We start from the raw sequence: 23971 nt of genomic DNA on the forward strand, positions 1-23971 counted from the left end.
CAGAAGCTCGGGGGCGCGGCTCACCGCGCGGGCGGGCCGGACCCGGGCAGGGTCGGGCACGCCTCGGCGGTGCGGCGGGTCCGCACGGGGAGGAGGTGCTGCGGGGAGGCGGTGGTGCTGCGGGAACGGCGGTGCTACGGGGACGGCGGTGCCGGCCCCGGTGGTCGGAACCGGGGGCGGCGTGGCCTGCGGGGGCCGCGAAGAGCGTCGGGGCGGTGGCGGGGCGGTGGCCGGGGACGGCGTCAGGCGGTGGGCGGGGTTCGGCACGGGCGGGCCGGAACGCGCGGCGCGGGGACCGCGGGCGCCGCGGTGCCGGGCCCGCTCCTCGGGGAGCGGGCCCGCACCGGTCCGTGGTCGGCGGCCGGAGCCGCGGTCACCGGTCCGCCCGGACCGGGTGGCCGGTCCGGGCGGCGTGGTGGGCGCGGGCGTACGGCGCGCGGAGGTCCCCCGACCCGTCGCGTGCCCGGCGGGCCGTGCGGCCGGAGATCTGCACCCGGTCGACGTCGCCGGTCACGGCGTCGCGGTGGAAGCGCCCGCCGGGCTCGCGGCGGCCGGTGGCGGGGTCGACGAGGTCGAACCGGAGGTCGGCGTAGCACACCAGCGGAAGCGGCGCGTCGCCGTCGACGGAGAGGACGGGGCGGCCGAAGTCGTCCATCCCTATCCGGTACTCGGTGGCGCCGTTGCGGTAGGCGCCCACGGCCTCCGGGAGCACCAGGGGGTGGCCGGTGGGGGCGGAGGGGGCCGGTCCGGCGGGCACCGTGAGGCCGGTGAGTCCGCCGAGGTCGGCGGCGAGGTCCCGCCACAGGGCGGTGGCGGAGGAGGCGTTGCCGGTGAGGGCGACGACGGTGCCGGTGCGGGCGTCGGCGCGCAGGTGGCAGGAGGTGCCCTGGGCGTTGCCGTCGTGGCCGCACCACCAGCCCTCGTCGCCGTGGAAGAGGGCGGCGCCGAGTCCCCAGGCGTCGGCGAGGGAGCCGGCGTCGCTGCCGGGGGCGGGCCGGCGCATCGACGCGGTGACCGCGTCCGGGAGGACGGCGGTGTCACCGTTCAGCGCCCTGCCGAGCGCGAGCAGGTCGAGGGCGCCGGCGAGCAGGGCCCCGGCCGGTGCCTCGGCGGGGGCGAGGTTCTGCGGCACGGGCAGCAACCGGCCGGAGGCGGTGTTGCGGGCGTGGCCGGAGGCGACGGGCCGGTCCGGCGCGGGACCGCCGAGGAAGGCGGGCCGGATGCCGAGCGGGTCGAGCAGCAGCGTCTGCAGGGCCTCCCGCCAGGTCATGCCGGTGACCTCTTCGATCAGCCGGCCGGCGGCCAGGTACCCGGCGTTGGAGTACGAGAAGCCGGTGCCGGGGGCGAACAGCAGGTCGCCCGGGGTGCATATCTCGGCGAGGACGCGGGCGGCGGTGCGGCCGGCGACGGCGTCGGAGCCGGGCCCGGACGGCAGGCCCGCCGTGTGGCTGAGCAGGTGACGGACGGTCACCTCCGGTAGGCGGCGCAGCTCCGGCAGCGTGGCGGCCGCGCTCTCGTCGAGGTCCAGGTCGCCGTCGTCGGCGAGCAGCAGGACGGCGGCGGCCGTGAAGAGCTTGGTGACGGAACCGACCGGGACGGCCGTGTCGGAGGTGAAGGGCGCGCCCGTGCCGGCGTCGGCGGTGCCGGTGTGCACGGTGATCGTGCGGCCGCCGGTGTGGACGGCGAGTTGGGCGCCGGGCACCCGGTGGGTGCGGGCGAGGTCGTCGAGGCGGCTCTGGAGCGTGCGGCGGTCCGGGGACGGCCGCCTCTCGACGACGATCCGGGTGGGGGGTATGGACTGCATGGAGCGGGACCTTCCTGGGGACTGCGGCTCGGGTGGAACTGCGGCTCAGGTGGTACGGCGGCTCGGGGAGCACGGCCGGGGGTGTCGGCCGGGCTCCGCGGTCGGGGACCGCGCTCGCGCGGGGACGTGCCGGCCGGCTCAGGGGGACGGTCCGGTCGGCACGGGGAACGCGGGACGCGGGGGCGCACGCGCTGCGCGGGCAGCGCGTGACGCCGTGGTACGGCTACCTGTGGGTGACCTCCACCGGCAGGTGGCGGACGCCGACGATGACGGCCGGATTCCGGTAGGCGACCTCGTCGTGGGACGCGACCGCCACCGTGCGGAACCGTTCGAGCAGCGACCGGGCGGCGATGCGCGCCTCGAGTCTGGCGAGGTGTGCGCCGAGACAGAAATGGATGCCGTGCCCGAAGGACAGGTGGGGGTTGGGGGTGCGGGAGATGTCGAAACCCTCCGGGTCGGCGAACCGGGCGGGGTCCCGGTTGGCGGCCCCCAGATGGGCCATGACCAGGGCGTCGGCCGGGATCTCGTGACCGCCGAGCACCACCGGGCGGGTGGTGCGCCGCCCCACCTCCGGGAACGGCGGGAGCAGGCGGAGCACTTCCTCGAGCGCGGGCGGAAGCAGCTCGGGGTCGGCGCGCAGCGCGTCCAGCAGGCCGGGACGCCGGTCGAAGGTCAGGACGGCGTTGCCGAGCAGCGCCGTGGTGGTGATGTGGCCGGCGATCAGCAGCAGGGCGACGAAGCCGACGATCTCCTGGTCGGCCAGGCGGTCGCCGTCGACCTCGGCGTGCAGCAGGCGGCTGGTGAGGTCGTCGCCGGGGGCGGCGCGCCGACGTCGTATGTGGTCCAGGACGTAACCGTTCATCTCCCGCACCGTGGGGGCGACGGCCTCCAGCGCCTGTTCCAGGTCGGCCATGTCCGGTGCCTCGCCGATCAGTTCACCGTCGAACATGACGCTCGCCCACTCGTGGAACAGCGGGTGGTCCTCGGCCGGGACACCGAGCAGTTCGGCGATGACGACGACGGGCAGCGGGTGGGCGAGGGCGTCGACCAGGTCGAAGCGGTCCCGGTCGGCCACGGCGTCCAGCAGCCGGGTGGTGACCTCCTCGATCCGCGGCGCGAGCCCCTGGACGACCCTCGGGGTGAAGGCCTGGCTCACGAGCGTCCGAAGCTGGCGGTGGCGCGGCGGGTCCATGCCGACGAAGTTGCCCTGCCGGAAGGCGTCGAAGTCCTCCTGTGCGGGGGCGATCGGGGACATGTCCGAGGAGTACGTGGCGTGGTCGGCGAGCACCGCCCCCACCCCCTGGTGGTCCACGACCTGCCACACGCCCTGCGCCTCGTCGCGCAGCACCGGCCCCTTCTCGTGCAGGGCGTTCCACCGCGCGGACAGCGTGTCGAACAGCGGGGGCTCCACCGTCCCGGCCACGCCGGACGGCGATGTGCCGGACGGTAAGGGCGCGTCGGACGGGCGACTGCTGCTGGTCACTTCTTCTCCCTCTGTGGGCACACGGCCATGGCGTGGCCACGGGTGGCGGCGGCCGGTGTGTGCGGCGGGACCGGGGGCGGACAGGCTTGACGCGAGCGCGACGGCCGGCGGAGGCGCTTCCGCCGGCGTCGGCCGGGCGTCACCGGTGCGGTGCGGCGGTCGGGGGGCCCGAATGTCGCGCCGTCCGACCGGGCCCGCCCGCCGGCTGCCCGGGCGGGCGAACGCCTCGCGACGCCGGGGGACATGTCGTCCCGGTGCCGGGCCGGCTGGACCGCCGCGCGGAGCAGGCCGCCATCATCACTCCCCCAGAGGAATCCCGCCCGGTGCCGACGCGGGGCCGGTCGGGCCGCCGTGTACGAACCAGCCGAAACGTGAACGGTCTGTGGTCAGTACTTCCGAACACGGACAGAGCCTACGCACACATCCCGCGCATTCGCAGGCGGATCGACGATGTGGCGCAATTGCATTCATTCCTTCATATTTACAGATTGGTCGTACCGGCCGTTAACCCTGCGGCACACCGCCGTAACACTCCGCACCCTTCGAGGCCGGGCGCCCAGGTGCCCCTCCCCCGGGCCCACAAACGCCTCCCTGTCCACCACGGCCCGCGCGAAGCGTTTTTGGCGTGAGAACGACGTTGCGCGGCGCGAAGACGGCCGGGGACGGTCGTCTCCCGGCCGTCCCCGGTCGCCTCCCGGCCGTCTCCCGGCCGTCGCGGGGCGGGTGGCGGCTACCGGAGGGTGGTCAACTCGGCCACGGAGTCGAGCAGATGGGTGTGCGGGACGGCGGACAGCTGCTCCAGCGTGAACGACCCGGTGGCGACGCCGACCACGAAGCCGGCCCCGGCGTTGGTGCCCGCCCCCAGGTCGTTGGGGGTGTCCCCGGCGACCAGCGTGCGGCGGACGTCGGTGACGCCGGTGGCCTCCATGCACCGGAAGACCAGGTAGGGCGCGGGGCGGCTGGCGGGCACCCGGTCCGAGGTGACGACGGCGTCGACGGTGCGGGAGGGACCGTCACCGGCCCGCCAGCCGAGGCCGTCCAGGATCGAGGCGGCGATCTCGGCCGAGTAGCCGGTCTGGAGCGCCACCTTGACGCCCTGGGAGCGCAACTCCTCGAACATGGCGGTCACGCCCGGCAGCGGCCTGGGCGGGGTGGCCCGGTAGGCGGCGACCAACCGCTCCTGGAACCCGGCGAACGCGCGGTCCACCGAGGCCGGCGAGGCGTCCGCGCCCAGCCCTTCGAGCATGCCCCGGATCGCCTCCCGCTTGGAGGTGCCCTTCCAGCGGGCCAGCAGTTCCGCGGGCACGTGGCCGCCCACGGCGTCGCCGACGGTGGACCCGAGAACCCGGTAGACGAGCCCCTGTTCGTCGACCGTCGTACCGGCCATGTCGAGCGCGGCCAGGGCGAAGGGCGGGCGGGCGCCGGCGGCGGAAGCCGGTGCGGGCGCGGGCGTGGAGCCGGGGGGCGTCATGAGTTCTCCGCTTTCGTCTTCTTGATGATCTGCACGTCGGGGGAGGCGCCGGTGGTGCCGGGGCGGACGTTGTCGATGGTGAAGGTGATCCGGTCGGGGCGGTAACGGTCGTCGCCGTACTCGAGCGGCCGGCCGGCCGCGTCCGTCGCCCGGCGCCGTTCGCGCAGCAGGGGCGCGCCCCGCGGCACGCCGAGCAGTTCGGCGTCGGTCTCGTCGGCGGCGATCGCGTCCACGGTGTGCCGGGCCGAGTGGAGGTCCACGCCCTGGTCGGCGAGGGAGGCGTAGATCGAGTTCGCGTCCGGGTCGACGGCGAAGAGCAGGCGCCCCACCTCCAGGACGAAGGTGGCGCGTTCCAGCATCACGGGCTCGCCGTCCAGCGTCCGGACCCGCAGCACGTCGATGGCCGGGGCGCCCTCCGGGATGTCCAGCGCGGCCGCCGCGGCGGCGGACGCCCCGCGCCGGGTGATCTCCACGGTGCGCTGGCCGGGGACGCGGCCGATCTGCCGGGCCCAGGCGGTGAAGGAGAGCAGCGTCTCGAACGACTGCCCCACCGTGGTGTCCCGGACGACGGGCGGCCGCCCCTGCCCTCCGACGATCAGCCCTTCACGGCGCAGGGCGGACAGGGCGCTGCGGATGGTGCCGCGCGACGCGCCGAAGCGCTCGCACAGGCGGGCCTCCGAGGGCAACGAGGTGCCGGGGGGCCACTGGCCGCCGATGATCTGCCGGCGCAGCTCGTCGGCCACCCGGACATGGAGTGGGATGGTCACGAGCTGACTGTACAACTCACCGCACCGACCCAGGGGTGAGACAGGAAAGCACCGGCTGAACACCTCGGCACCAGGGAAAACACTGGGTTAACTTGTTCAGACAAGTCGCTGTGACGGCTTGACCGGGTGGACGCCGCGCGGTGAGAGTCCCGCTTGTGCATCACTCAACTCTCCCCCCTGGCCCTTCCGCTTCCGGCGGCCCGTACGACCTCGCCGTCGTCGGCGCGGGCATCGTCGGCCTCGCCCACGCCGTCGAGGCGCACGCCCGCGGACTGCGCGTGGCCGTGCTCGAACGCGACGAGCGGGCCGTCGGCGCCTCGGTCCGCAACTTCGGGCACGTCTGCGTCACGGCGCAGGAGGGCGTCGTCCTCGAACACGCCCTGGCGGCGCGCGAGTCCTGGCTGCGGCTGGGCGAGCGGGCCGGCTTCGAGGTCCTGCGGACCGGAACCGTGGTCGTCGCCCGCGACGAGGCCGAACTGGCCGTGCTCGAGGAGTTCGCCGCCGCCCGCGGGGCCGAGCAGGTCCGGCTGCTGACCCCGGCCGAGGTGCGGGACCGCTTTCCGCTCGCCACCGACGAGGTCGTGGGCGGCGCCCACCTGCCGCAGGACCTGCGCGTCGACCCGCGTGCCGCGGTGCCCGCCCTGGCGGCCTGGCTCGCCGAGGCCGGCGTGGACCTCCGCTTCGGCACCCATGTCGGCGGTGTCCGGACGGGGCTGGTCCACACCGCCCGGGGCGACCTGCGCGCCGAACGGATCGTGCACGCCACGGGCCACGACGTCGACCGCCTCTTCCCCGCCCTCGCCGAGGAGGCGGGGGTGCGCCGCTGCCGGCTGCACATGCTGGAGATCGCGCCGCCCGGGGGCGCGCGCGTCGAACCCGCCGTGCTCACCGGCACCTCGATGCTCCGCTACGGCGGCCTGGCCGCCATGCCCTCGGCCAAGGACGTCCGCACCCGCATCGAACGGGACTCCCCCGAACTGCTGGAGCACGTGGTGAACCTGATGCTCACCCAGCGCCCCGACGGGTCGATCGTGCTGGGCGACACCCACCACTACGCCCGCACCCATCAGCCCTTCGACGAGGAGGACGTCACCGCGGTCCTGCTCCGCGAGGGCGCACGGCTCCTGGGGGCCGCCGGCCCCGAGGACCTCGTCGTGCGCCGCCGGTGGCGCGGCGTGTACGCCGACTCGGCCGCCACCGACGTGCTGGAGGCCGAACCGTGCCCCGGCGTCCGGGTGGTCACGGTGACCTCCGGCATCGGCATGACCATCGGCCTCGGCCTCGCCCCGGCCGTGCTCGACCGCCTGCTCTGACAGTCCCGGCCCACCCGCCCGGGGCCGCGCAGCCCGCGCCACGCCCCGCAACGCCCTTTCCCCTCCCCAGGAGAACCCATGTTCCCCTCGCGTACCGTCGCCGCCGTGGTGGCCGCCACCGTCGTCGGCCTGTCCCTGACCGCCTGCGGCGGCTCCCCGTCGTCCGAGAAGGCCGCGGGCTCGGACGCCCGCTGCCCGAACGGCGAGATCCGCTTCGGCGTCGAGCCCTACGAGGACCCCGAGATCCTGATCCCGCTCTACGAGAAGATCGGCGCGTCCCTGGAGAAGCAGCTGGACTGCCCGGTCCAGGTCCAGATCGCCGACACCTACGTTGCCGAGATCCTCGCCATGAAGAACGGCGAACTCGACCTCGGCCAGTTCGGCCCGCTCGGCTACGTCTTCGCCCGGAAGCAGGCGGGCGCCGTCCCCATCGTCTCCTTCGCCGACGAGAGCGGTAAGCCGTCCTCGTACACGGGAGGCATCTGGGTGCGGAAGGGCTCGGCCGTGAAGTCCGTCGAGGACCTCACGGGGAAGTCCCTCGCCCTCTCCGAGCCCGGTTCCACCTCCGGCGACGCCGTCCCCCGCAAGGCGCTGATCGACGCGGGCGTGGAGAGCGACGTCGAGATCACCTACGCCGGCGGCCACACCGAGGCGCTGCTGGCCCTGACCAACGGCAAGGTCGACGCCGCGGAGATCAACTCCCAGACCGTCAAGTCCGCCGTCGCCGAGGGCACCTTCGACCCTGCCGCGTACGTGCGGATCTGGGAGTCGGAGCCCATCGTCAACGACCCGATCACGGTGAGCCCCAAGACCTCGCCCGAGTTCCAGGAGGCCGTCAGGAAGGCGCTGCTCGCCCTGCCCAAGGAGGACGTGGCCGCGCTCGGCGAGTACCTCGACTTCACCTCCCCCGAGCGCCCGCTCGTCGAGGTGACGGAGAAGGACTACCAGCCGGTCGTCGACCTCGCCGAGGCCCTGGACCTGTCGGAGGAGGACCTGTGACCGCCACCCCGGACACCGCCCCGGAGAGCCTGCTGCGGGTACGCGGCCTGGCCAAGGCGTACGGGACGCACACCGTCCTCGACGGGTTCGACCTCGACGTCGCCGCCGGGGAACTGGTCGGGCTGCTGGGCGCCAACGGCTCCGGCAAGTCCACGGCGCTGCGCTGCGTGGCCGGGCTGGTCGAGCCGAGCGCCGGCGGCATCACGGTCGCGGGCGGTGACGCCGGAGCCGGCCGCCCCTCCACCGACGTCGCCATGGTCTTCCAGAAGATCCACCTCGTGCCGCGCCGCACCGTGCTCGACAACGTGGCGGCGGGCGCGCTGGGCAGGCTGCCGCTCTCCCGCTCCTGGTCGCCCCGTGCCTTCCCCCGCGAGGTCCGCGAGCAGGCCATGGCCTGCCTGGAGCGCGTCGGCCTCGCCGACCGGCCGCACGAGCGGGCCGGCCGGCTCTCCGGCGGCCAGCAGCAGCGGGTGGCGATCGCCCGCGCCCTCTGCCAGGGGGCGCGGGTGCTCCTCGCCGACGAGCCGGTCTCCGCGCTGGACCCCGCCGCCGCGGAACAGGTGATGGCGCTGCTGCGCTCGCTCGCCGACGACGACGCCATGGCCGTCGCCGCGGTCCTCCACCAGCCGGACCTCGCCCGGCGGTGGTCCGACCGCGTGGTGGGCCTCCTCCAGGGCCGCATCCGCCTCGGCGGCCCGGCCGCCGAGGTCTCCGACGACGAGATCGCCGCCCTGTACGCACCCGACCGCGAGTACGCCCGGAGTTCCTGATGAGCACCTCCCCGACCCCCGGAGCCGCTCCGGTGAAGACGCCTCACCCCTCGCCCTCTTCCTCCCCCTCGCCCTCCCAATCGCCCTCGCCCGGTCCCGGGCACGCCCGGCTGCGCCGGATGCCGGTGCCTCCCGACCGGCGGCGGGTGACCGTGCTGCTGCTGGCCCTGCTCGTCGGCGTGCCCCTGGCGGCCGCCCATGTCGCGGCCTGGGAGGCCACCGAGTTCTCCCTCGGCGAGCTGGTCGCGGGCTGGCACGGCATGGCGGAGTTCGTCGGCGACGCGTTCCCGCCGGACCTGAGCGGCGCGACGCTGGCCAAGGGCTTCGAGGCCAGCATGGTCACCCTGGCGATCGGGCTGCTGGGCACCACGCTCTCCGTCCCGTTCTCCCTCGCCCTCGCCCTGCTGGGTGCGCGGCCCACCTCCCGGGTGGGGTTCGTCTACCAGGGCGCCCGGCTGGTCATGTCGTTCTTCCGGGCGGTGCCGGACATCGTCTTCGCCCTGGTCTTCGTCACCGCGGTGGGCCTCGGCCCGTTCGCCGGCGTGCTCGCGATCGTCTGCCACAACACGGGTGTGATGGCGAAGCTGTGGTCGGAGGCGATGGAGGAGACCGACCTGGGGCCGGTCGAGGCGCTGCGCACCGCGGGCGCCACCGGACCGCAGATCGCCGCGCACGCGGTACTGCCCTCGGTGGTCCCGCAGTTCGTCGGCCTCCTCCTCTACCGCCTCGACGTCAACGTCCGTTCCTCGCTCGTGCTGGGCCTGGTCGGGGCCGGCGGTGTCGGCTTCCTGATCAACCAGTCGATCGCGCTGTTCCGCTTCGACGAGATGCTGACGTACGTGCTGATGATCCTGGTCCTGATCGTCGCCGTGGACGTCCTCAGCACGGTGGTCCGCCGCCGCATCAGCCGCCCCTGACCACCCGGCCCGCGCCGGGCCGGACCCGCCCGGGTCGGCGCGGGCCGCTGTGTGGGAACGCGCGGCGCCCTTCGACGTGGTGGTCGGCGGCGACACCCCGCCGGACGCCGCCAGGGGCCGGGGATGTGGTCGGCCCGCTGCGCCGAGCGGGCCGATCCGGTGGGACGAACGGCAGCTCGCGTTCGGGCCCCGGCGTGGACCTCAAGGGCGGGCCCCGTCCCTCAACCGCCGCTCAGTGGAGAGCTCCACGCCGGGTCGTGCCGGGACCTCCACGCGAGGTGGTCCAGCAGGTGCTCCGCCGCGAGGCGGACGGTACCGTGCGGCGCCCCGACCGCGGTCAGGGCGGTGACGACCCTCGCCGACGCCGTCTCCCACCCGTCCGGGTCGGTGAGGAGCGGGTCGGACAGCAGCGGAAGCAGCAGCAGGAGACGGACGGCCGCGCCCTGGACGTCCGCGCCCTGGACGCCTTCGTCCGCGGGCGACGGGTTGTCCGCCGTCCGGGTCAGCTCGCGCCAGGTCAGCCCCGTGCCCGAGAAGTCGCCCTCCCACCGCGCGATCTGCTCGGCGGGCCCCCTGCCGGGGTGGGTGAGGAGGTAGTCGGTGCCGTGGTCGCCGTGCAGGTTGCGGTAGATCACCACGGCACCGGGGCCGACCGACGCCGGCACCCTGAACACCGGCCACCGCTCCGGGTCGAAGAGCACCTCGGACAGGGCGTCGGCATCGGCGCCGTCCTCGCCGAACCACTCCGGAACCGGCCGCTCGGCGCACCGCCCGTCGCCGCACAGCGCCATGAGGTAGGTGGACCAGAACCCCGGGCGGCCCGCCAACGCCTCGCCCGGCACCAGCGGCCCGCCGTCGTATCCCGTGATCAGCACCCCCGGATCCTGTCAGACCCGGGCCCGTCGGCCCTCAACGCCCCCGCGGGACCAGCGTTCCGGTGAGGTGGTCGTGTGCGACGTGGGCGTGCAGGCGGACGCCGGTGACGAGGGTGTCGTCGTCGGCGTAGAAGCGCGGGTTGTGGTTCGGCACGAGGCCCCGGCCGCCGGGCACGGGGACGGGGTTGCCCTGCTCGTCGAGGGTGGCGTCCTGGACGCCGAGCATGACGTAGAGGCCGCCGTAGCGGTTGACGAACTCGGAGACGTCGTCGTAGCCGAGGGTCGGTGAGGACTCGACGACCCGGTCGCCGCCGACGACACGGCGGAAGGTCGGCAGTGCCGCCGTCACCCACTCGGCCCGGTGGTGGACCGCGGGGACGTCCTGGAGGTGGTCGACGGTGGCGGTGCAGCCGTAGGCGGCCGCGGTGTGCTCGGCCAGGGTCGTCAGCCGCCCCTGCAACTCGCGCATGTCCGTCTCCCGCGCACACCGGATGGTGCCCCACAGGACGACCCTCTCACCGATGATGTTGAAGCGGCCGACGTCCTCGACGTGGCCGATGGTGACCGTGAACGGGTCGAAGGCGGGCAACTGCCGGTAGAGCTGGCCGATGCCGGTGATCAGTGCCCCGGCGGCGGGCATCGGGTCGATGCCCATCCACGGCGTGGAGCCGTGGACCTGTTCGCCGGTGACGGTGACCTTGATCAGGCACGAGGCGCCGTACTGGTTGCCGGTCCGGCAGCCGACGTACCCCTTCGGGTAGGGCGTCACGTGCATGCCGAAGGCCATCGTGGGCGTGGGGTCGGCGAGGGCGCCCTGCGCGACCATCTCCCGTGCGCCGCCCCTCTCGGTGACGGGTGGCCCCTCCTCGGCGGGCTGGAAGACGAACAGCACCGTGCCGGGCAGGTCGTCGCGGACACCGGCCAGGACGTCGGCGGCGCCCATCAGCATCGCGGTGTGGCAGTCGTGGCCACAGGCGTGGGAGACGGGGAACGGGCCGCCCGGGTAGTCCTCGTCGACGGCCTCGGAGGCGAAGGCGACCCCGGACCGGTCCTCCACGGGCAGGGCGTCGATGTCCCCGCGCAGGGCGATGACGCGCTCGCCCGGCCTGCCGCCGCGCAGGACGCCGACCACCCCGTGACCGGCGACCCCGGTGCGGACCTCGTCGAGCCCCAGGGAGCGGAGGTGCTCGGCGACGTACCGGGCGGTGCGGACCTCCCGGTTGGACAGTTCGGGGTGCCGGTGCAGGTGGTGGCGCCAGGCGACCACCCGGTCGGCCACCTCTGCGGCTCGCCGGTCCAGCTCGGTGTGCAGCGCGGTCTCACCCAAGGCGTGCTCCGTTCGCGGCCGTCGGACGGCGGTACGGCCCACTCTAGGAACGGGCAGCCCGTCCCGCCCGCGGGGAAGGACCACGCGGAGGGACCCGCGGGAACCCGAAGAGGGCTTCGGGGAACCGGGAGAATCCCGGGGGCACCCGCGGGGCACGAGTCGTGCCGCACCGGCCGCGTCACCCTTCCGGCCCCGCGCCAAGGGCCCGGCGCTCCTGCGACGCCCTCCCGCGTCCCTACACTCCGTACATGTCCCTCATGGCCGCCTTGTCGGAGTCGCTGTTCTCGACCGGGGTCGACACGGCGACGCGCTACCTGGATCTCGCGGGCGTCCTGGCCTGCGCGCTGCTGGGCGGGGCCGTGTCCCGCGCGCTGAACCTGGACGCCTTCGGCTTCCTGGTGGTCGGCACGGTCTCGGGCCTGGGCGGAGGCATCATCCGGGACGTGCTGCTCCAGCACGGCACCCCCGTCGCGCTGACCGACTACGCCTACGTGCCGACGGCCGCGGCGGGGGCCGTCATCGCCTTCCTGGTGAAGTTCAGCGAGGAGGGGTGGAACCGGCTGTTCATCGCGCTCGACGCGGCGGTCATCGGCTGCTGGGCGGTCGCGGGGGCCCAGAAGACCCTCGCCGCGGGGCTGGGCTGGCTGCCGGCCGTCCTCCTCGGCACCATCAGCGCGGTGGGCGGCGGGGCCATGCGCGACGTCATCCTCGGCCGCATCCCGGCCGTGTTCGGCGGCAACGGCCTGTACGCCACGGTGGCGGCGGCCTCCGCCGCGGTGATGACGTTCTGCTCCGTCGTGGAACAGCCCGGGGCCGGGATCGTCGGCGGGGTCGCGCTCGCACTGATCTTCCGCATGACGGCGGTACGGCGCGGCTGGAGTCTGCCGGACAGCCCGGAGTGGCAGCCGAGGTCCGCCCTCGCCTCCTACCTGCCCGCCCGGCGCACACCGCGGCGACCCCGACGCCGCCGCGGACGCGCCGAATGACGGCGTCACCGGAACGGAACACTGCGAGGACCCCCGTGCCCGACGAGGTGACCAAGGAACTGGTCGTCGCCCCGCGCGGCGAACTGGCCCACCGGAGCTACCCCGGTGGAGCCGACGCGCTCTCCGAGGTGACGGGCGCCGGGTTCTCCCTCGTGCTGCCCGAGGCCGCGCCGGGCGCCTGGTACGCCGTCGTACTGGACGCGGACGGCGTGGTCAGGGGGCGGTGGGAGGACCCGCGGGGGTCCGCAGGGGGGTGACCAGGGCGCGGTGGCGGGTCCGGGCGGCCCGGCGCTCACCCGCCTCGGCGTGCGCACCGCGGCTCTCGCTGCCCCGAGGCCGGCACCGGCGCCGCACGCGCGTGTCAGCCGGCCCGGAGGCCGACCGCGAGCGTCAGTTCGAGGACCCGCTGCGGCGAGGCCAGGTCCGGGAAGAGTTCCCGCAGTTGCGTCATCCGGTACCGGACCGTCTGGGGGTGGACGAACAGCGCCGCCGCCACCTCGTCCCGCCGGCCCTGGTGCAGCAACCACGCCCGCAGGGTCTCCTCCAGCCTCCGCGCGGTCGCGTCGGGCAGGGTCCGCAGCGGTGCGAGGGCTCGGGCGCGCAGGTCGCCGAAGGCGTCCACGTCGGCGCTGAGCACCAGTTCGGGCAGGTGGTCCTCGGTGTCGCGGATGTCGCAGGAGAGGGAGCGGGCGCGCACGGCCCGCGCGTAGGAGGCGGACGCGCGGGTCCACGGCCGGGCCGGGCCGACCACGGCGGCGCGGTCGGTCAGCTGCCGCAGGAGGTGGGGCCGGTCCGCGTCGGGGACGAGCAGCACGCCGGTGGCGTCCGGCAGGTCGTCGAGGACGAGGGTGCTCGGGTCGAGCGCGCGGTAGGCGGGGCGGGCCTGGCCGGCGGGCAGCAGGACCGCGGTCAGCGACACCGGAGGCTGCCATCCGGCCCGTTGGGCGGAGGTCAGCAGCACGTCCGGGCCGGCGCCGGCGAGGAGGTCGCGCGCCAGGTGTTCCAGGTGGCGCTCGTGCTCCCTGCCCCGCGCGGCCAGTTCGTCGGCGTGACCCGCGGCGCTCGCGGCGGAGAGCTCGTCGATGTAGGCGAACGTCAGCTCGGCGAACTTGGCGACGTCGGCGGCGGGCAGCCCCGCGGGCACGGCGCCCGCCGCGAGGCAGCGCCAGGCCACGCGGGCGCCGACGCGGTAGGCGCTGAGCAGGGCGTCCATCGACCGCCCGTCGCGCACCTCGCCGCGGCCCAGCTCGTAAGCCGCGTCCCCGCCGAGGCCGCCCGTGGCGTTGCCGCTCGCGAGGTCCAGGTAGTGTCCCAGGGCCGTGCGGACGGCCCGGCGGATGGTGGCGCCCATGTGGCCCGAGAGGGCGTTGGCGTAGGGGGGCACCTCGTCGATGATCGCCTGGACGACCTCGTCGGCGGTCGTCTTCAGCGCGGCCCGCAGCGCGGCGACCGTCGTCTCGTCCAGGGCCAATTCGCCGGCCCTCCGGATTGCATGGCTCACGCTTTTGTTCCCTGCGAACAATTCTGTCGATCAAATTTACGTCCTACGGTCAGGACTTTACGCCTGCGGCGCAGCAAGCTGGAGACATGACGAGTACAGCCCTGCGCAGCAGGGCGAGGAAACTGCTGGAAATGGTCACGACGCCGGTGCTGCCGTCGGACTATCTCGACCTGGTCAGCCCGCTGCGGGCGGGCACGGACCTGCGGGGGCGCATCGAGGCGGTGCGCCCCGAGACGGCCGACGCCGCGACCGTCGTGATCAGACCGGGACGCGGCTGGCGCGGCCACACCCCCGGGCAGTACGTGCGGGTCGGGGTCGACGTCGACGGGGTGCGCCTGTGGCGTGCCTACTCCGTCACCTCGCCGACGAGCCGCCGGGACGGCCGCATCACCATCACCGTGAAGGCGATCGCCGACGGCAAGGTCAGCAACCACCTGGTCCGCAGGGCGAAGCCGGGCACGCTGATCCAGCTCGACCAGGCGACCGGTGACTTCGTGCTGCCGCGGGCGAAGCCCGCCAAGGTGCTGTTCCTGACGGCCGGCAGCGGCATCACGCCCGTGATGGGCATGCTGCGCGACACCGCGTTCGACGACGTCGTCATGGTCCACTGCGCGCCCCGGCCGCAGGACGTGATCTTCCGCGACGAGCTGCACCGCCTGGCCGCGGACGGGAAGCTGCGCCTCACCGAGGTGCACACCGCCACGGACGGCGTGCTCGACATCGCCCGCCTCGGCGAGCTCGTGCCCGACTGGGCCGAGCGCGAGACCTGGGCCTGCGGGCCCGCCGGCCTGCTCGACGCCGCCGAGGAGCACTGGGGCGGGCACGGCGTCCAGGAGCGCCTGCACACCGAACGCTTCCGGCCCAGCATCGTCGTCGCCGGCGACGGCGGCGAGGTCACCTTCAGCACCACCGGCACGACCGTCGACGCGGACGGCGCCACGCCGCTGCTGGACGTCGGCGAGGAGGCGGGCGTGCTCATGCCCGCCGGGTGCCGTATGGGCATCTGCTTCGGCTGCGTCTCGCCCCTCAAGGCGGGCGCCGTCCGCGACCTGCGCACCGGCGAGATCACCGAGGCCGAGCCGGGCGTCCTCATCCAGACCTGTGTGTCCGCCGCCGCGGGCCCCTGTGACATCGAACGGTAGGAGCGCTTTGACCGCCATCGACCCCACCGCCCACCTGACCGCGGAGCAGATCGAGGAGCTCGGCCGCGAGCTGGACGCGATCCGCGACGCCGTGATCGCCGACCGCGGCGAGAAGGACGCGGCCTACATCCGCAAGGTCATCAAGGCGCAGCGCACGCTGGAGCTGGCCAGCCGGGGCGTGCTGCTGTTCTCGTTCTTCCCGCCCGCGTGGATCGTCGGCACCGCCGGTCTGTCCGTGGCGAAGATCATGGACAACATGGAGATCGGCCACAACGTCCTGCACGGCCAGTGGGACTGGATGCGGGACCCGAAGATCCACTCCACCACCTGGGACTGGGACCACGTCTCGCCGGCCGATCAGTGGAAGCACTCGCACAACGAGCTGCACCACCGGTACACCAACGTGATCGGCAAGGACAACGACCTCGGCTACGGCATCATGCGCGTCGACGAGGACCAGAAGTGGCACCCGTTCCACCTCGGCCAGCCGCTGTGGAACTTCATCAACGCCTGCTTCTTCGAGTACGGCATCGCGGCGTACGACTTGGAGCTCGGCAAGAACCTGCACAAGCGCCGCCGCAAGGACCCGGAGTTCCGCGAGCGGGCCAGGGCGGTGGGCCGCAAGATCCGCAAGCAGGTGCTCAAGGACTACGTGATCCACCCGCTGCTGTCGGGCCCGTCGTTCCTCACCACGCTCGCCGCCACGTTCACCGCGAACATCGTCCGCAACCTCTGGTCCCACTCGGTGATCATGTGCGGGCACTTCCCGGAGGGCGTGCAGGTCTTCGAGCGCCGGTCGATCAAGGGCGAGACGCGCGGCCAGTGGTACCTGCGCCAGATGATGGGCTCGGCGAACATCAGCGGCAGCAAGGCCATGCACTTCATGACCGGCAACCTGTCGCACCAGATCGAGCACCACCTCTTCCCGGACCTGCCGAGCAACCGGTACGCCGAGGTCTCGGTGCAGGTGCGCGCGCTGTTCGAGAAGTACGAACTGGAGTACGTCACCGGGCCGCTGCCCAAGCAGGTGTTCTCCGCCTGGCGCAAGGTCGTCCGGCTCTCGCTGCCGAACAAGAAGCCCAAGGCCGGCACGCCGGACCGCGAGCGCGAGCGGGAGCTCGTCGCGGCCTGATCCCGCGACCGGCGGCACCACGACGGTGAGGGCGGGCCCCCGGCCCGCCCTCGGCCGGTCCCGGTCCCGGCCCCGGTCCCGGTCCCGGACCGCCCTCACTCCTCCGGCCGTGCGGCCTGGAGCCGACGCTGCTCCTCGTCGTCCGCCGCCGTGGCGTCACGGTGGACATCGGCGAAGGTGCGCAGGACGTCGAGGAGTTCGTCGCGTGCCGCGAGTCCTTGACGCCCGGGCCGGGAGAGCGCTTCGCGGAGCGCGCCGTGCACGGCGTCGCGGACCTGCTGCCAGGGCCTGGTGACGGGGCGGGCTTCCTCCGGATCGGGCCCGGTGCCGCTGGTCCTCGGCGGGCCCGCGTCGAAGGCCACGACGTCCAGCTCCGTGCCCGCCTCGGGAGGTGCGTCCGTGGCCGGGCCCCTGCGCTCGCAGTCCATCTCGGCGAGACAGCGGTCGATGTCGGCCCAGGCCGGCGGGGGGAGCGGCGGTCCCTTGTGGTCACGCGGCCACGGCACCCCCTCGGGGAGCACGGGGATCCACATCCTCCGGCCGCCCCGTCCCAGCCTGACGTCGAGCGTCCAGGGCCGCCCGGGGACGAGCCAGGCCTTGCCCCAACGCCTCATGATCAAGGTCATCCGCGCGCCTTCCGACGATCTCTAGGTCAACTCGCCGCGAACCTGGTGCAGATAGCTGAACTGGTGCTCGTCGCGGGCCCGGACGAGCGGGCGGATCTCCCGGGTGGCGACGTTCAGGGCGTACCCGCCGACGGTGCCGAGGAGCCAGCCCAGGTCCGGCACCAGGAGGGCGCCGGCCGCCGCGGCACCGACGGCGACCGACACGGTCACGGAGCGCTGCACCCACGCCACGCGGCTGCCGCGGCAGGCGCCCTCGTAGTCGGCCACCGCCCGGGACAGCTCCGCGCGTACCTGGGCGAAGACGTCCGCGGGATGGTCGTAGTCCTGGCGCAGTTCGCCCAGCAGCCGGTGCAGGGCCCGCATCAGCCGACGGCGTTCGTCGTCGTGCCTCTCGCGGAAGGCGAGAACGTCGGAGGTGGGGGTTCCCGGCGCGGGCACGGGCAGCAGCCGTCCGAGCTCCGCCTCCCACGCGAGGGAGGTCCGGTGAGAGGTCGGCCGCAGGCTGTCGCGGAACGCGTCCCGGCTGTCCGTGTACGGGAACAAGGAGATCTCGGGGTTGTCGGCCAGCTCGCGCGCCAGCACCCCGATGATCAGCGTCTGCACCTCCTGCGGGACCAGCAGGCTCTCCATCGCGGGCATGCGGCCGCGTCTCGCCAGTCCCAGCCGCAGCAGCAGGTCTTCGAGCCAGTAGCACAGCTTCGACGTGTAGATGACGGCGTCGAACTGCTCGGGGCGCGGTCTCGTCGGCCGGTCCGCCATGCGCAGCAGTTCCTGGGCCAGGAGCGCCGAGGTGTCCGCCCCGGGCGGGGCGTCGTCCGGTTGGGTGGGACGGGGCAGCATGTCCAGCGTGGTGTCCGCGAAGGCCAGCGGCTCGTACAGGCCGCGGTCCTCCAGCTGCCTCAACTCGCGGCCGACCACCGCCCCGTAGACGCGCGGATCGCGCGGCACGACCGAGGCCAGGCCGTCCCAGTAGAGCAACGCCTGATGCACGATCTCCGTGGGCGGATTGACGTTCGGGTAGTACAACAGCAGGCCCATGGCACCCCCTTGTCGTCGCTCCGGGCGGACGGAGACAACACCGTGCCGCCAGTATGGCCGAGGCGCCGCGCCCGTACTCCCCACTCCAATGAGCCTGCACGCGCCCACGGCGCCCCACCGGAAATTGCCGGGAGGCGGGCGGCCGGGCGCTGCTACGGTCGGGCCCCATGAGCTGGCTCCCCGACGACTTCGTCCACCCCGTCCTGGTACCGCTGCCGGGCGGTGCGCATCACCTGCGGCCGATCCGCGAGGCCGACACCCCGCTCGACTACCCGGCGGTGATGGGTTCGCGCGAGCGGCTGTGGGCCATCTTCGGCCCGGCCTGGGGCTGGCCCGCGGCCACCATGACCTACGAGGCCGACCAGGCGGACCTGCTGCGGCACGAGCGGGAGATCGCCGCCCATCAGTCCTTCAACTACGCGCTGTTCGACGCGGCGGAGACCGCTCTGCTGGGCTGCGTCTACATCGACCCGCCGGAGAAGGCGGGCGCGGACGGCGAGATCTCCTGGTGGGTGGTGGACGAACTGGTGGGCGGCGAGCTGGAGCGGGAGCTCGACGCGCTGGTGCCGCGGTGGATCGCCGCCGACTGGCCGTTCGAGCGGCCGCGCTTCATCGGCCGCGACCTGTCCTGGCGTGACTGGCTCGCCCTGCCGGAACGTTCCGCCGCCGGCTGAACTTCCGCCGCCCGAGGGGCGGTCCGCCGCGGCGCGGTGCCTCGCGGAGGCGTGCCGTCGTCGGAGCGCCCTCGCCCGTGCCCACCGTTCCCTCGGAGATCACGTCCCGAGGATGCCGGCGCCGCCGCGACGGCGGTCCGCGGTGCGGACCGGTCGTCACATGCGCCGGGCGCCGTCCTTGATCGCCGCCCGGATGCGGGGGTAGGTGCCGCAGCGGCAGATGTTGCGGATGCCGTCGAGGTCGGCGTCGGTGACCTGGCGGCCCTCCTCCGCGACCCGGCGGACCAGGGCGACGGCGGCCATGATCTGGCCGGGCTGGCAGTAGCCGCACTGGGCCACGTCGTGGTCCAGCCAGGCCTCCTGCATGGGGTGGAGGTCCGCGGCCACCGTGTCCGCGAGGCCCTCGATGGTGGTGACCTCGTCGGTCGGGGCGAGGTCCCGCACGGGGACGGCGCACGGGTTGACGGCCCGGCCGTTGAGGTGGCTGGTGCACGCCTTGCAGACGTTGATGCCGCAGCCGTACTTGGGTCCGGTGACGCCCAGGACGTCGCGCAGGACCCACAACAGCCGTACGTCACCGGCCACGTCGACGGTGACCTGCTCGCCGTTGAGGCGGAACGTGTACTCGGGCACGGGGTGTCGGTCTCCTTCTCCGGCCGGTCCGGTCCCGGGGCCGGGTGCCGGGAGTTCATGGCGGGGGCAACTGGCGGCTCAACTGCGCTGCCGCACGGCCTGCTGGTCGGGCAGCGGGCTCAACGGACGTGCCGCAGGCCGTCGGTGGGCGATTCCGGGACGGGCGGAACGGTCGGCTTGGGCTCGAAGGACAGGGTGCCGTGGTTGATCGGGAAGGTGGTCGGCATGGAGCCCGTGGTGCGGCCGTAGGCGCAGGCGACGGCGGCCATGGAGGCGGCCACGCCGAGTTCGCCGGCGCCGCCGGGTTCGTCGGTGGTGGACGGCATGACGATGATCTGCAGCTCGGGCGGGGTGTTCCACTGCCGGGTGTAGAAGTAGTTGTCCCAGCTGGCCTCGAGGAAGTGGCCGTCGCGCAGGTGGAGGCTGGAGGTCAGGGTGAGGGCGATGCCGTCCATGACGCAGCCCATCATCTGGGCCTCCAGGCCGCGCGGGTTGACGGTGAGCCCCACGTCCACCGCGAGGACGGCCTTGGTGACGCGGGGGCCCGCGACGCCGTCGCGGATCGGCCGGTTCACGGTCTCGGGGCGGCAGTCGAGCTCCACCAGCACCGCGCTGTGCGCGTGGTACTCGTTGTGGAAGGCGATGCCCTGGGCGGTGCCGGGCGGCATGGTCCGCCCCCAGTCGCCGGCCTCGGCGACCTTGTCGAGGACCGCCCGGGCGCGGCGGTCCTCGAGGAAGTCGCGCCGGAAGGCGTAGGGGTCCTTGTCCATCCGGTCGGCCAGCTGGTCCACGATCAGCTCCCGGGCGCAGGTGACGTCCGGTGAGTAGACGTTGCGCATGCTGCCGGTGTTGAAGCTCTTGTCGGTCTCGGCGAGCAGCCGGCTGTTCACGCCGAACTCGTACGGCATCGACTGCGAGAGCTGGAAGAACGTCTCGGAGAAGCCGATGTCGCCCACCGGCAGGCGGGCGGCCAGGGAGGTGATGATCTCCCCCAGTCCGTGGCCCAGGTCGGTGGAGACGCTGGTGTGCCGCTGGCGGTAGCTGAGCACGGTGTCGCCGAGGTACGCGGCGCGGACCCGGGAGGTCGCCATGGGGTGGGTGCGTCCCTGGCGGGAGTCGTCGGCGCGGTGCCACATCAGCTTGACCGGCTTGCCGGTCCGCTGGGACACCTCGGCGGCCTCCAGCGCGGCGTCGAAGAAGAGCTTGCGCCCGAAGGAGCCGCCGCCCTCGGTGACGTGCACGTCGACGGCGTGCAGCGGCAGACCCAGCTTGGCGGCGATGGTCTGCCGGGCCACGATGGGCGACTTCAGGGACGCCCAGATCTCCGCCCGGCCGTCGCGTACGTCGGCCACCGCGCAGTTGGGTTCCAGCGCGCTGTTGCTGCGGAAGTGGAAGGTGAAGAAGCCCTCCACGTGCGGGGTCACCGGCGGGAGCCCGAGCGGTGGCTCGTGGGCCCGCAGTTGGCGCAGCACGGACTGGTCGGTCTTGCCCTCCGCGGTGCCGGGCCTCCAGGTCACGCGCAGGGCCCGTACGGCGTCGATGCACTGCCCGAAGGTCTCGGCACGGACCGCCACACCGGTGGAGATGTCCACGACGTCCGTCACGCCCGGCATGGCGCGGACCTCGGCGCGGTTGGCCACCGAGCCGACCTTGCCGTTGATGGTCGGCGGCCGGCAGACCATGGTCGGCAGGGCGCCCGGCACGTCGAGGTCCATGGCGAACTTCTTGCGGCCGGTGACCGCCGCGACCGCGTCGACCCGGCGGTGCGGCCGGCCGATGACGGTGAACTCGTCCGGCGTCTTGAGCTGGACGGAGACCCGCTCCGGGGTGACGCTCGCGGCCTTCGCCGAGAGTTCCCCGATGCCGAGACGGCGGCCGCCGGGTCCGGTGACGGTGCCTTCCCTCAGGGTGAGGGCGGCGACGTCGGTGCCGAACTCGGCCGCCGCGGCCCGCAGCAGCCGGGTGCGCGCGACGGCGGCCGCGACCCGGATCGGGGTGTAGGTGGAGATGGTGGTGTTGGAGCCGCCGGTGAGCTGGTTGAACAGCAACTCGGGCCGGGCGTCGGCCAGGGTGACCCGCACCCGGTCCAGCGGGACGTCCATCTCCTCGGCGATCAGCATGGCCGTCGAGGTGGTGATGCCCTGCCCGACCTCCGCCCGCGGCAGCGCGAACGAGACGGTGCCGTCCGGCTGGACCTCGACGGTGATCAGGCCGGAGGTGGGCAGGGCCGCCACGGTCATCTGATCGGAGCCGGACGCCCGGCGGACCGAGATCCTCGGCGTGGCCCGCAGGCTCTTCGGGGCGCACGGCTACACCTCGGTGTCCACCTCGGACATCGCGGCCGAGGCCGGCGTCGCCCGCGCGCTGATCAACCACTACTTCGGCAGCAAGCGGGGGCTGTACCTGGAGGTGGTGCGCCAGATGCTGCTGGTGCCGCCCTCGGTGGCCGAGCGCCTGCCGCCCACCACCGCGGAGGAGCGGCTGTCGATCTGCGTCGACCGGTGGCTGGAGGTCGTCGAGCGCAACCGCGAGATGTGGCTCTCCGCGATCGGGCTCGAAGCCCTCGGCAACGATCCGGAGATCGACCGGATCCGGCGGGAGGCGGACGAGATCGCGACCGACTACATCCTCGAGGCCGCGATGATGACGGACGTCACCGAGGGCCGGGAGAAGCTGCGCGCGATGATCCGCGCCAGCGGCGCCATGCTCAAGGCGGCCTCCCGCGAGTGGCTGGTCCGCGGCGCCCTGAGCCGTGGCGACCTCCACGTCATCCTGACGCGCACCGTGCTGCACCTGCTGCACACGGTGCACCCCGCTCTCCGCGACGACGGCTGAGGCGCCGGGCGCCCCTGGTCGGCGGGGCGCGGCGGGGCGGTCGCCCCGCGCGGCCGGCCTGCGCGGAGGGACGGGGTGAAGCCCGGGGCGACTGGTCGGGGCGTGAGCGGGCAGGCGGGTGACGCACGCGGGTCGAAGGCGACACGCGGCGCGTTTCCGGCACTACCGTCCCTACCTCAGGAGTTCCGCGTGATGATTGTCGGCGTGATAGCCACCTGTGTCGTCCTGGCCGTGCTCGCCTTCCTGCTCCCCCGGCTGTCCCGGCACCCGCAGAACGGCGCGCAGCGCGCGCTGGGAGCGGGTTCGCGCACCGGGTCCAAGGCACCCGGCCCGCTGGGGCGCCTGCTCAGCAAGCCCTTCAGCTCCAGTTCGCGTGCCGTGGGACGCAGCGGCTCCGCCGGGCGGCGGGCGCGCCGGCGCCTGCCGTTCTGACCGTTCCGACCACCGGGAGAGCACGAAGTGGACGAGCCCGAGGACGAACTTCTCGACGGCCTGACCGTGAACGAGCAACGGCCGGAGAAGCCGATCCTGCTCAACGCCGACGGCAGCCCCATCAAGACCTGGCAGGAGAACCACCCCTACGACAAGAAGGTGCGCAGGGCCGAGTACGAGCGGCAGAAGCGGGCCCTGCAGATCGAGCTGCTGAAGATGCAGCGGTGGGTGAAGGAGACCGGCCAGCGGATCGTCGTGGTCTGCGAGGGCCGGGACGCGGCCGGCAAGGGTGGCACCATCCAGCGGTTCACCGAGCGGCTGAACCCGCGTGGCGCCCGCGTGGTGGCCCTGGAGAAGCCCACCGAGAGGGAGGCGGGCCAGTGGTACTTCCAGCGGTACGTGTCCCACCTGCCCGCCCGCGGCGAGATCGTCTTCTTCGACCGCTCCTGGTACAACCGGGCGGGCGTCGAGCGGGTCATGGGTTTCTGCACGGAGGAGGAGTACGAGCGGTTCCTGCGGCAGGCTCCGCTGTTCGAGCAGATGCTCACCGACGACGGCATCCTGCTGGTGAAGTTCTGGTTCTCCGTCTCCCGGGCCGAGCAGCGGACCCGTTTCGCCATCCGGCAGGTCGACCCGGTCCGCCGCTGGAAGCTGTCGCCGACGGACCTGGACTCGCTGGACCGCTGGGACGAGTACACGACGGCGAAGGTCGAGATGTTCCGCGCCACGGACACGCCGCACGCCCCGTGGACGGTGGTGAAGAACAACGACAAGCGGCGCGGCCGGCTGGAGGCGATGCGCAGCCTGCTCTACCGCTGTGACTACCCGACCAAGGACCACGAGGTCGTGGGCACGCCGGACCTGCTGATCGTCGGCCCGGCCGACACCCTGCTGGAGCCGGGCGAGGAACCCGCCGACCTCTCCCCCACTCCGCTCGCGGGCGACCACCACGGTCCGGGGATCCATCCCGGCCGCGAGGACGAGGCCTGACGGAGGGCGTTGCTTCGGCAACTCCGTGCGACGACGGCGCCCCGGGCCTGTGAGGGCAGGCACGGGGCGTGCGTCACGTACGAGGCGGGTTCGAGGGCGCCAGCGGGCGATCGACCGCTCTGAACAGCAGTGATGCGCCTCTGCGGGGAACCGACGGCGGTGATCTACGAAGCGGCTTCGTAGATCACACCTTTGCTTTGCGATTTCGCCGTGGCTAAGAATTGCACTCGTCGCTCAGCAAGCCGCGTCTTCCGAC

The 23971-nt window shown here is 73.6% G+C and carries 23 protein-coding genes; 12 read left to right on the top strand and 11 right to left on the bottom strand.

What is annotated here, in order from left to right:
* Positions 1-373 precede the first annotated feature (373 nt).
* The 4 genes from ACWD3O_RS15575 to ACWD3O_RS15590 all read right to left on the bottom strand — a co-directional run bounded on the left by ACWD3O_RS15575 (position 374) and on the right by ACWD3O_RS15590 (position 5525).
* Entirely contained in the window at positions 374-1804 is a 1431-nt protein-coding gene (locus tag ACWD3O_RS15575; protein ID WP_451416207.1) for a serine hydrolase domain-containing protein, read from the bottom strand.
* Positions 1805-2027: 223 nt separating this feature from the next.
* Positions 2028-3170 (bottom strand): cytochrome P450, encoded by a 1143-nt coding sequence (locus ACWD3O_RS15580; RefSeq protein ID WP_451416295.1) that lies wholly within the window; start codon positions 3168-3170, stop codon positions 2028-2030.
* Between the two features lie 847 nt (positions 3171-4017).
* The gene (locus tag ACWD3O_RS15585; RefSeq protein ID WP_451416208.1) at positions 4018-4758 is read right to left on the bottom strand and encodes a phosphonatase-like hydrolase; all 741 of its coding nucleotides are present in this window, start codon (positions 4756-4758) and stop codon (positions 4018-4020) included.
* Positions 4755-5525 (bottom strand): GntR family transcriptional regulator, encoded by a 771-nt coding sequence (locus ACWD3O_RS15590; protein WP_451408886.1) that lies wholly within the window; start codon positions 5523-5525, stop codon positions 4755-4757. Before ACWD3O_RS15590 ends, ACWD3O_RS15585 begins: the two co-directional genes overlap by 4 nt.
* A gap of 155 nt (positions 5526-5680) precedes the next feature.
* On the opposite strand from ACWD3O_RS15590, the gene ACWD3O_RS15595 reads away from it, so the two are divergent.
* The 4 genes from ACWD3O_RS15595 (at position 5681) to phnE (ending at position 9524) form a co-directional block, all read left to right on the top strand.
* Entirely contained in the window at positions 5681-6838 is a 1158-nt protein-coding gene (locus tag ACWD3O_RS15595) for a TIGR03364 family FAD-dependent oxidoreductase (protein WP_451408887.1), read from the top strand.
* A 78-nt stretch (positions 6839-6916) separates the two neighbouring features.
* Positions 6917-7837 carry a phosphate/phosphite/phosphonate ABC transporter substrate-binding protein gene (locus ACWD3O_RS15600; protein ID WP_451416209.1) on the top strand — a complete coding sequence of 307 codons (921 nt, stop codon included), beginning with the start codon at positions 6917-6919 and terminating at the stop codon, positions 7835-7837.
* Positions 7834-8607, top strand: a complete 774-nt coding sequence (locus ACWD3O_RS15605) for a phosphonate ABC transporter ATP-binding protein (RefSeq protein WP_451416210.1) — start codon at positions 7834-7836, stop codon at positions 8605-8607. The genes ACWD3O_RS15600 and ACWD3O_RS15605 overlap by 4 nt, the downstream gene beginning before the upstream one ends.
* Positions 8607-9524: a phosphonate ABC transporter, permease protein PhnE gene (gene phnE, locus ACWD3O_RS15610; protein ID WP_451416211.1), complete on the top strand. Its 918-nt coding sequence runs from the start codon at positions 8607-8609 to the stop codon at positions 9522-9524. Before ACWD3O_RS15605 ends, phnE begins: the two co-directional genes overlap by 1 nt.
* A 221-nt stretch (positions 9525-9745) precedes the next feature.
* Here phnE and ACWD3O_RS15615 read toward each other — a convergent pair whose 3' ends face one another.
* On the bottom strand, positions 9746-10399 hold the full coding sequence (locus ACWD3O_RS15615) for a hypothetical protein (protein WP_451416212.1): 654 nt from the start codon (positions 10397-10399) through the stop codon (positions 9746-9748).
* Between the two features lie 34 nt (positions 10400-10433).
* Positions 10434-11726 carry a M20 metallopeptidase family protein gene (locus ACWD3O_RS15620; protein ID WP_451416213.1) on the bottom strand — a complete coding sequence of 431 codons (1293 nt, stop codon included), beginning with the start codon at positions 11724-11726 and terminating at the stop codon, positions 10434-10436.
* A 248-nt stretch (positions 11727-11974) separates the two neighbouring features.
* Between ACWD3O_RS15620 and ACWD3O_RS15625 the strand changes: the two genes are divergently transcribed.
* On the top strand, positions 11975-12712 hold the full coding sequence (locus ACWD3O_RS15625; protein WP_451408893.1) for a trimeric intracellular cation channel family protein: 738 nt from the start codon (positions 11975-11977) through the stop codon (positions 12710-12712).
* Between the two features lie 35 nt (positions 12713-12747).
* The gene (locus ACWD3O_RS15630; RefSeq protein WP_451416214.1) at positions 12748-12969 is read left to right on the top strand and encodes a hypothetical protein; all 222 of its coding nucleotides are present in this window, start codon (positions 12748-12750) and stop codon (positions 12967-12969) included.
* Positions 12970-13073: 104 nt separating this feature from the next.
* Here ACWD3O_RS15630 and ACWD3O_RS15635 read toward each other — a convergent pair whose 3' ends face one another.
* Entirely contained in the window at positions 13074-14213 is a 1140-nt protein-coding gene (locus ACWD3O_RS15635; protein WP_451416215.1) for a PucR family transcriptional regulator, read from the bottom strand.
* Between the two features lie 86 nt (positions 14214-14299).
* Here ACWD3O_RS15635 and ACWD3O_RS15640 point away from each other — a divergent pair, with 86 nt between their 5' ends.
* Positions 14300-15355 (top strand): ferredoxin reductase, encoded by a 1056-nt coding sequence (locus ACWD3O_RS15640; RefSeq protein WP_451416216.1) that lies wholly within the window; start codon positions 14300-14302, stop codon positions 15353-15355.
* Between the two features lie 7 nt (positions 15356-15362).
* The gene (locus tag ACWD3O_RS15645) at positions 15363-16487 is read left to right on the top strand and encodes a fatty acid desaturase family protein (protein WP_451408897.1); all 1125 of its coding nucleotides are present in this window, start codon (positions 15363-15365) and stop codon (positions 16485-16487) included.
* Positions 16488-16582: 95 nt separating this feature from the next.
* On the opposite strand, the gene ACWD3O_RS15650 is transcribed toward ACWD3O_RS15645, so the two are convergent.
* Together ACWD3O_RS15650 and ACWD3O_RS15655 are read right to left on the bottom strand one after the other, a co-directional pair.
* The gene (locus ACWD3O_RS15650; protein WP_451416217.1) at positions 16583-17113 is read right to left on the bottom strand and encodes a hypothetical protein; all 531 of its coding nucleotides are present in this window, start codon (positions 17111-17113) and stop codon (positions 16583-16585) included.
* Positions 17114-17134: 21 nt separating this feature from the next.
* A complete protein-coding gene (locus tag ACWD3O_RS15655) occupies positions 17135-18151 on the bottom strand; it encodes a hypothetical protein (RefSeq protein WP_451408899.1) in 1017 nt (338 codons plus the stop codon).
* A 167-nt stretch (positions 18152-18318) separates the two neighbouring features.
* Here ACWD3O_RS15655 and ACWD3O_RS15660 point away from each other — a divergent pair, with 167 nt between their 5' ends.
* Positions 18319-18825 carry an N-acetyltransferase gene (locus ACWD3O_RS15660; protein ID WP_451416218.1) on the top strand — a complete coding sequence of 169 codons (507 nt, stop codon included), beginning with the start codon at positions 18319-18321 and terminating at the stop codon, positions 18823-18825.
* 156 nt (positions 18826-18981) lie between these two features.
* Here ACWD3O_RS15660 and ACWD3O_RS15665 read toward each other — a convergent pair whose 3' ends face one another.
* Together ACWD3O_RS15665 and ACWD3O_RS15670 are read right to left on the bottom strand one after the other, a co-directional pair.
* Positions 18982-19458, bottom strand: a complete 477-nt coding sequence (locus ACWD3O_RS15665; protein ID WP_451416219.1) for a (2Fe-2S)-binding protein — start codon at positions 19456-19458, stop codon at positions 18982-18984.
* Between the two features lie 119 nt (positions 19459-19577).
* A complete protein-coding gene (locus ACWD3O_RS15670) occupies positions 19578-21698 on the bottom strand; it encodes a molybdopterin cofactor-binding domain-containing protein (RefSeq protein WP_451416220.1) in 2121 nt (706 codons plus the stop codon).
* A 40-nt stretch (positions 21699-21738) separates the two neighbouring features.
* On the opposite strand from ACWD3O_RS15670, the gene ACWD3O_RS15675 reads away from it, so the two are divergent.
* From ACWD3O_RS15675 to ppk2, 3 genes are all read left to right on the top strand, one after another.
* On the top strand, positions 21739-22293 hold the full coding sequence (locus ACWD3O_RS15675; protein ID WP_451416221.1) for a TetR/AcrR family transcriptional regulator: 555 nt from the start codon (positions 21739-21741) through the stop codon (positions 22291-22293).
* A gap of 189 nt (positions 22294-22482) precedes the next feature.
* Positions 22483-22725 carry a DUF6411 family protein gene (locus ACWD3O_RS15680; protein ID WP_451416222.1) on the top strand — a complete coding sequence of 81 codons (243 nt, stop codon included), beginning with the start codon at positions 22483-22485 and terminating at the stop codon, positions 22723-22725.
* Between the two features lie 27 nt (positions 22726-22752).
* Positions 22753-23715, top strand: coding sequence for a polyphosphate kinase 2 (gene ppk2 / locus ACWD3O_RS15685; protein ID WP_451416223.1), 963 nt, complete (start codon positions 22753-22755; stop codon positions 23713-23715).
* The last annotated feature ends 256 nt before the right edge of the window (positions 23716-23971 follow it).

This window comes from Streptomyces sp. NPDC002640 (assembly GCF_053592575.1).

Bases quoted from the DNA above. Each gene is read 5' to 3' on its own strand.
- ACWD3O_RS15660 (WP_451416218.1), top strand. From the start codon at position 18,319: ATGAGCTGGCTCCCCGACGACTTCGTCCACCCCGTCCTGGTACCGCTG.
- ACWD3O_RS15640 (WP_451416216.1), top strand. From the start codon at position 14,300: ATGACGAGTACAGCCCTGCGCAGCAGGGCGAGGAAACTGCTGGAAATG.
- ACWD3O_RS15650 (WP_451416217.1), bottom strand. From the start codon at position 17,113: ATGACCTTGATCATGAGGCGTTGGGGCAAGGCCTGGCTCGTCCCCGGG.
- ACWD3O_RS15670 (WP_451416220.1), bottom strand. From the start codon at position 21,698: ATGACCGTGGCGGCCCTGCCCACCTCCGGCCTGATCACCGTCGAGGTC.
- phnE (WP_451416211.1), top strand. From the start codon at position 8,607: ATGAGCACCTCCCCGACCCCCGGAGCCGCTCCGGTGAAGACGCCTCAC.
- ACWD3O_RS15575 (WP_451416207.1), bottom strand. From the start codon at position 1,804: ATGCAGTCCATACCCCCCACCCGGATCGTCGTCGAGAGGCGGCCGTCC.
- ACWD3O_RS15585 (WP_451416208.1), bottom strand. From the start codon at position 4,758: ATGACGCCCCCCGGCTCCACGCCCGCGCCCGCACCGGCTTCCGCCGCC.
- ACWD3O_RS15600 (WP_451416209.1), top strand. From the start codon at position 6,917: ATGTTCCCCTCGCGTACCGTCGCCGCCGTGGTGGCCGCCACCGTCGTC.
- ACWD3O_RS15655 (WP_451408899.1), bottom strand. From the start codon at position 18,151: ATGGGCCTGCTGTTGTACTACCCGAACGTCAATCCGCCCACGGAGATC.
- ACWD3O_RS15625 (WP_451408893.1), top strand. From the start codon at position 11,975: ATGTCCCTCATGGCCGCCTTGTCGGAGTCGCTGTTCTCGACCGGGGTC.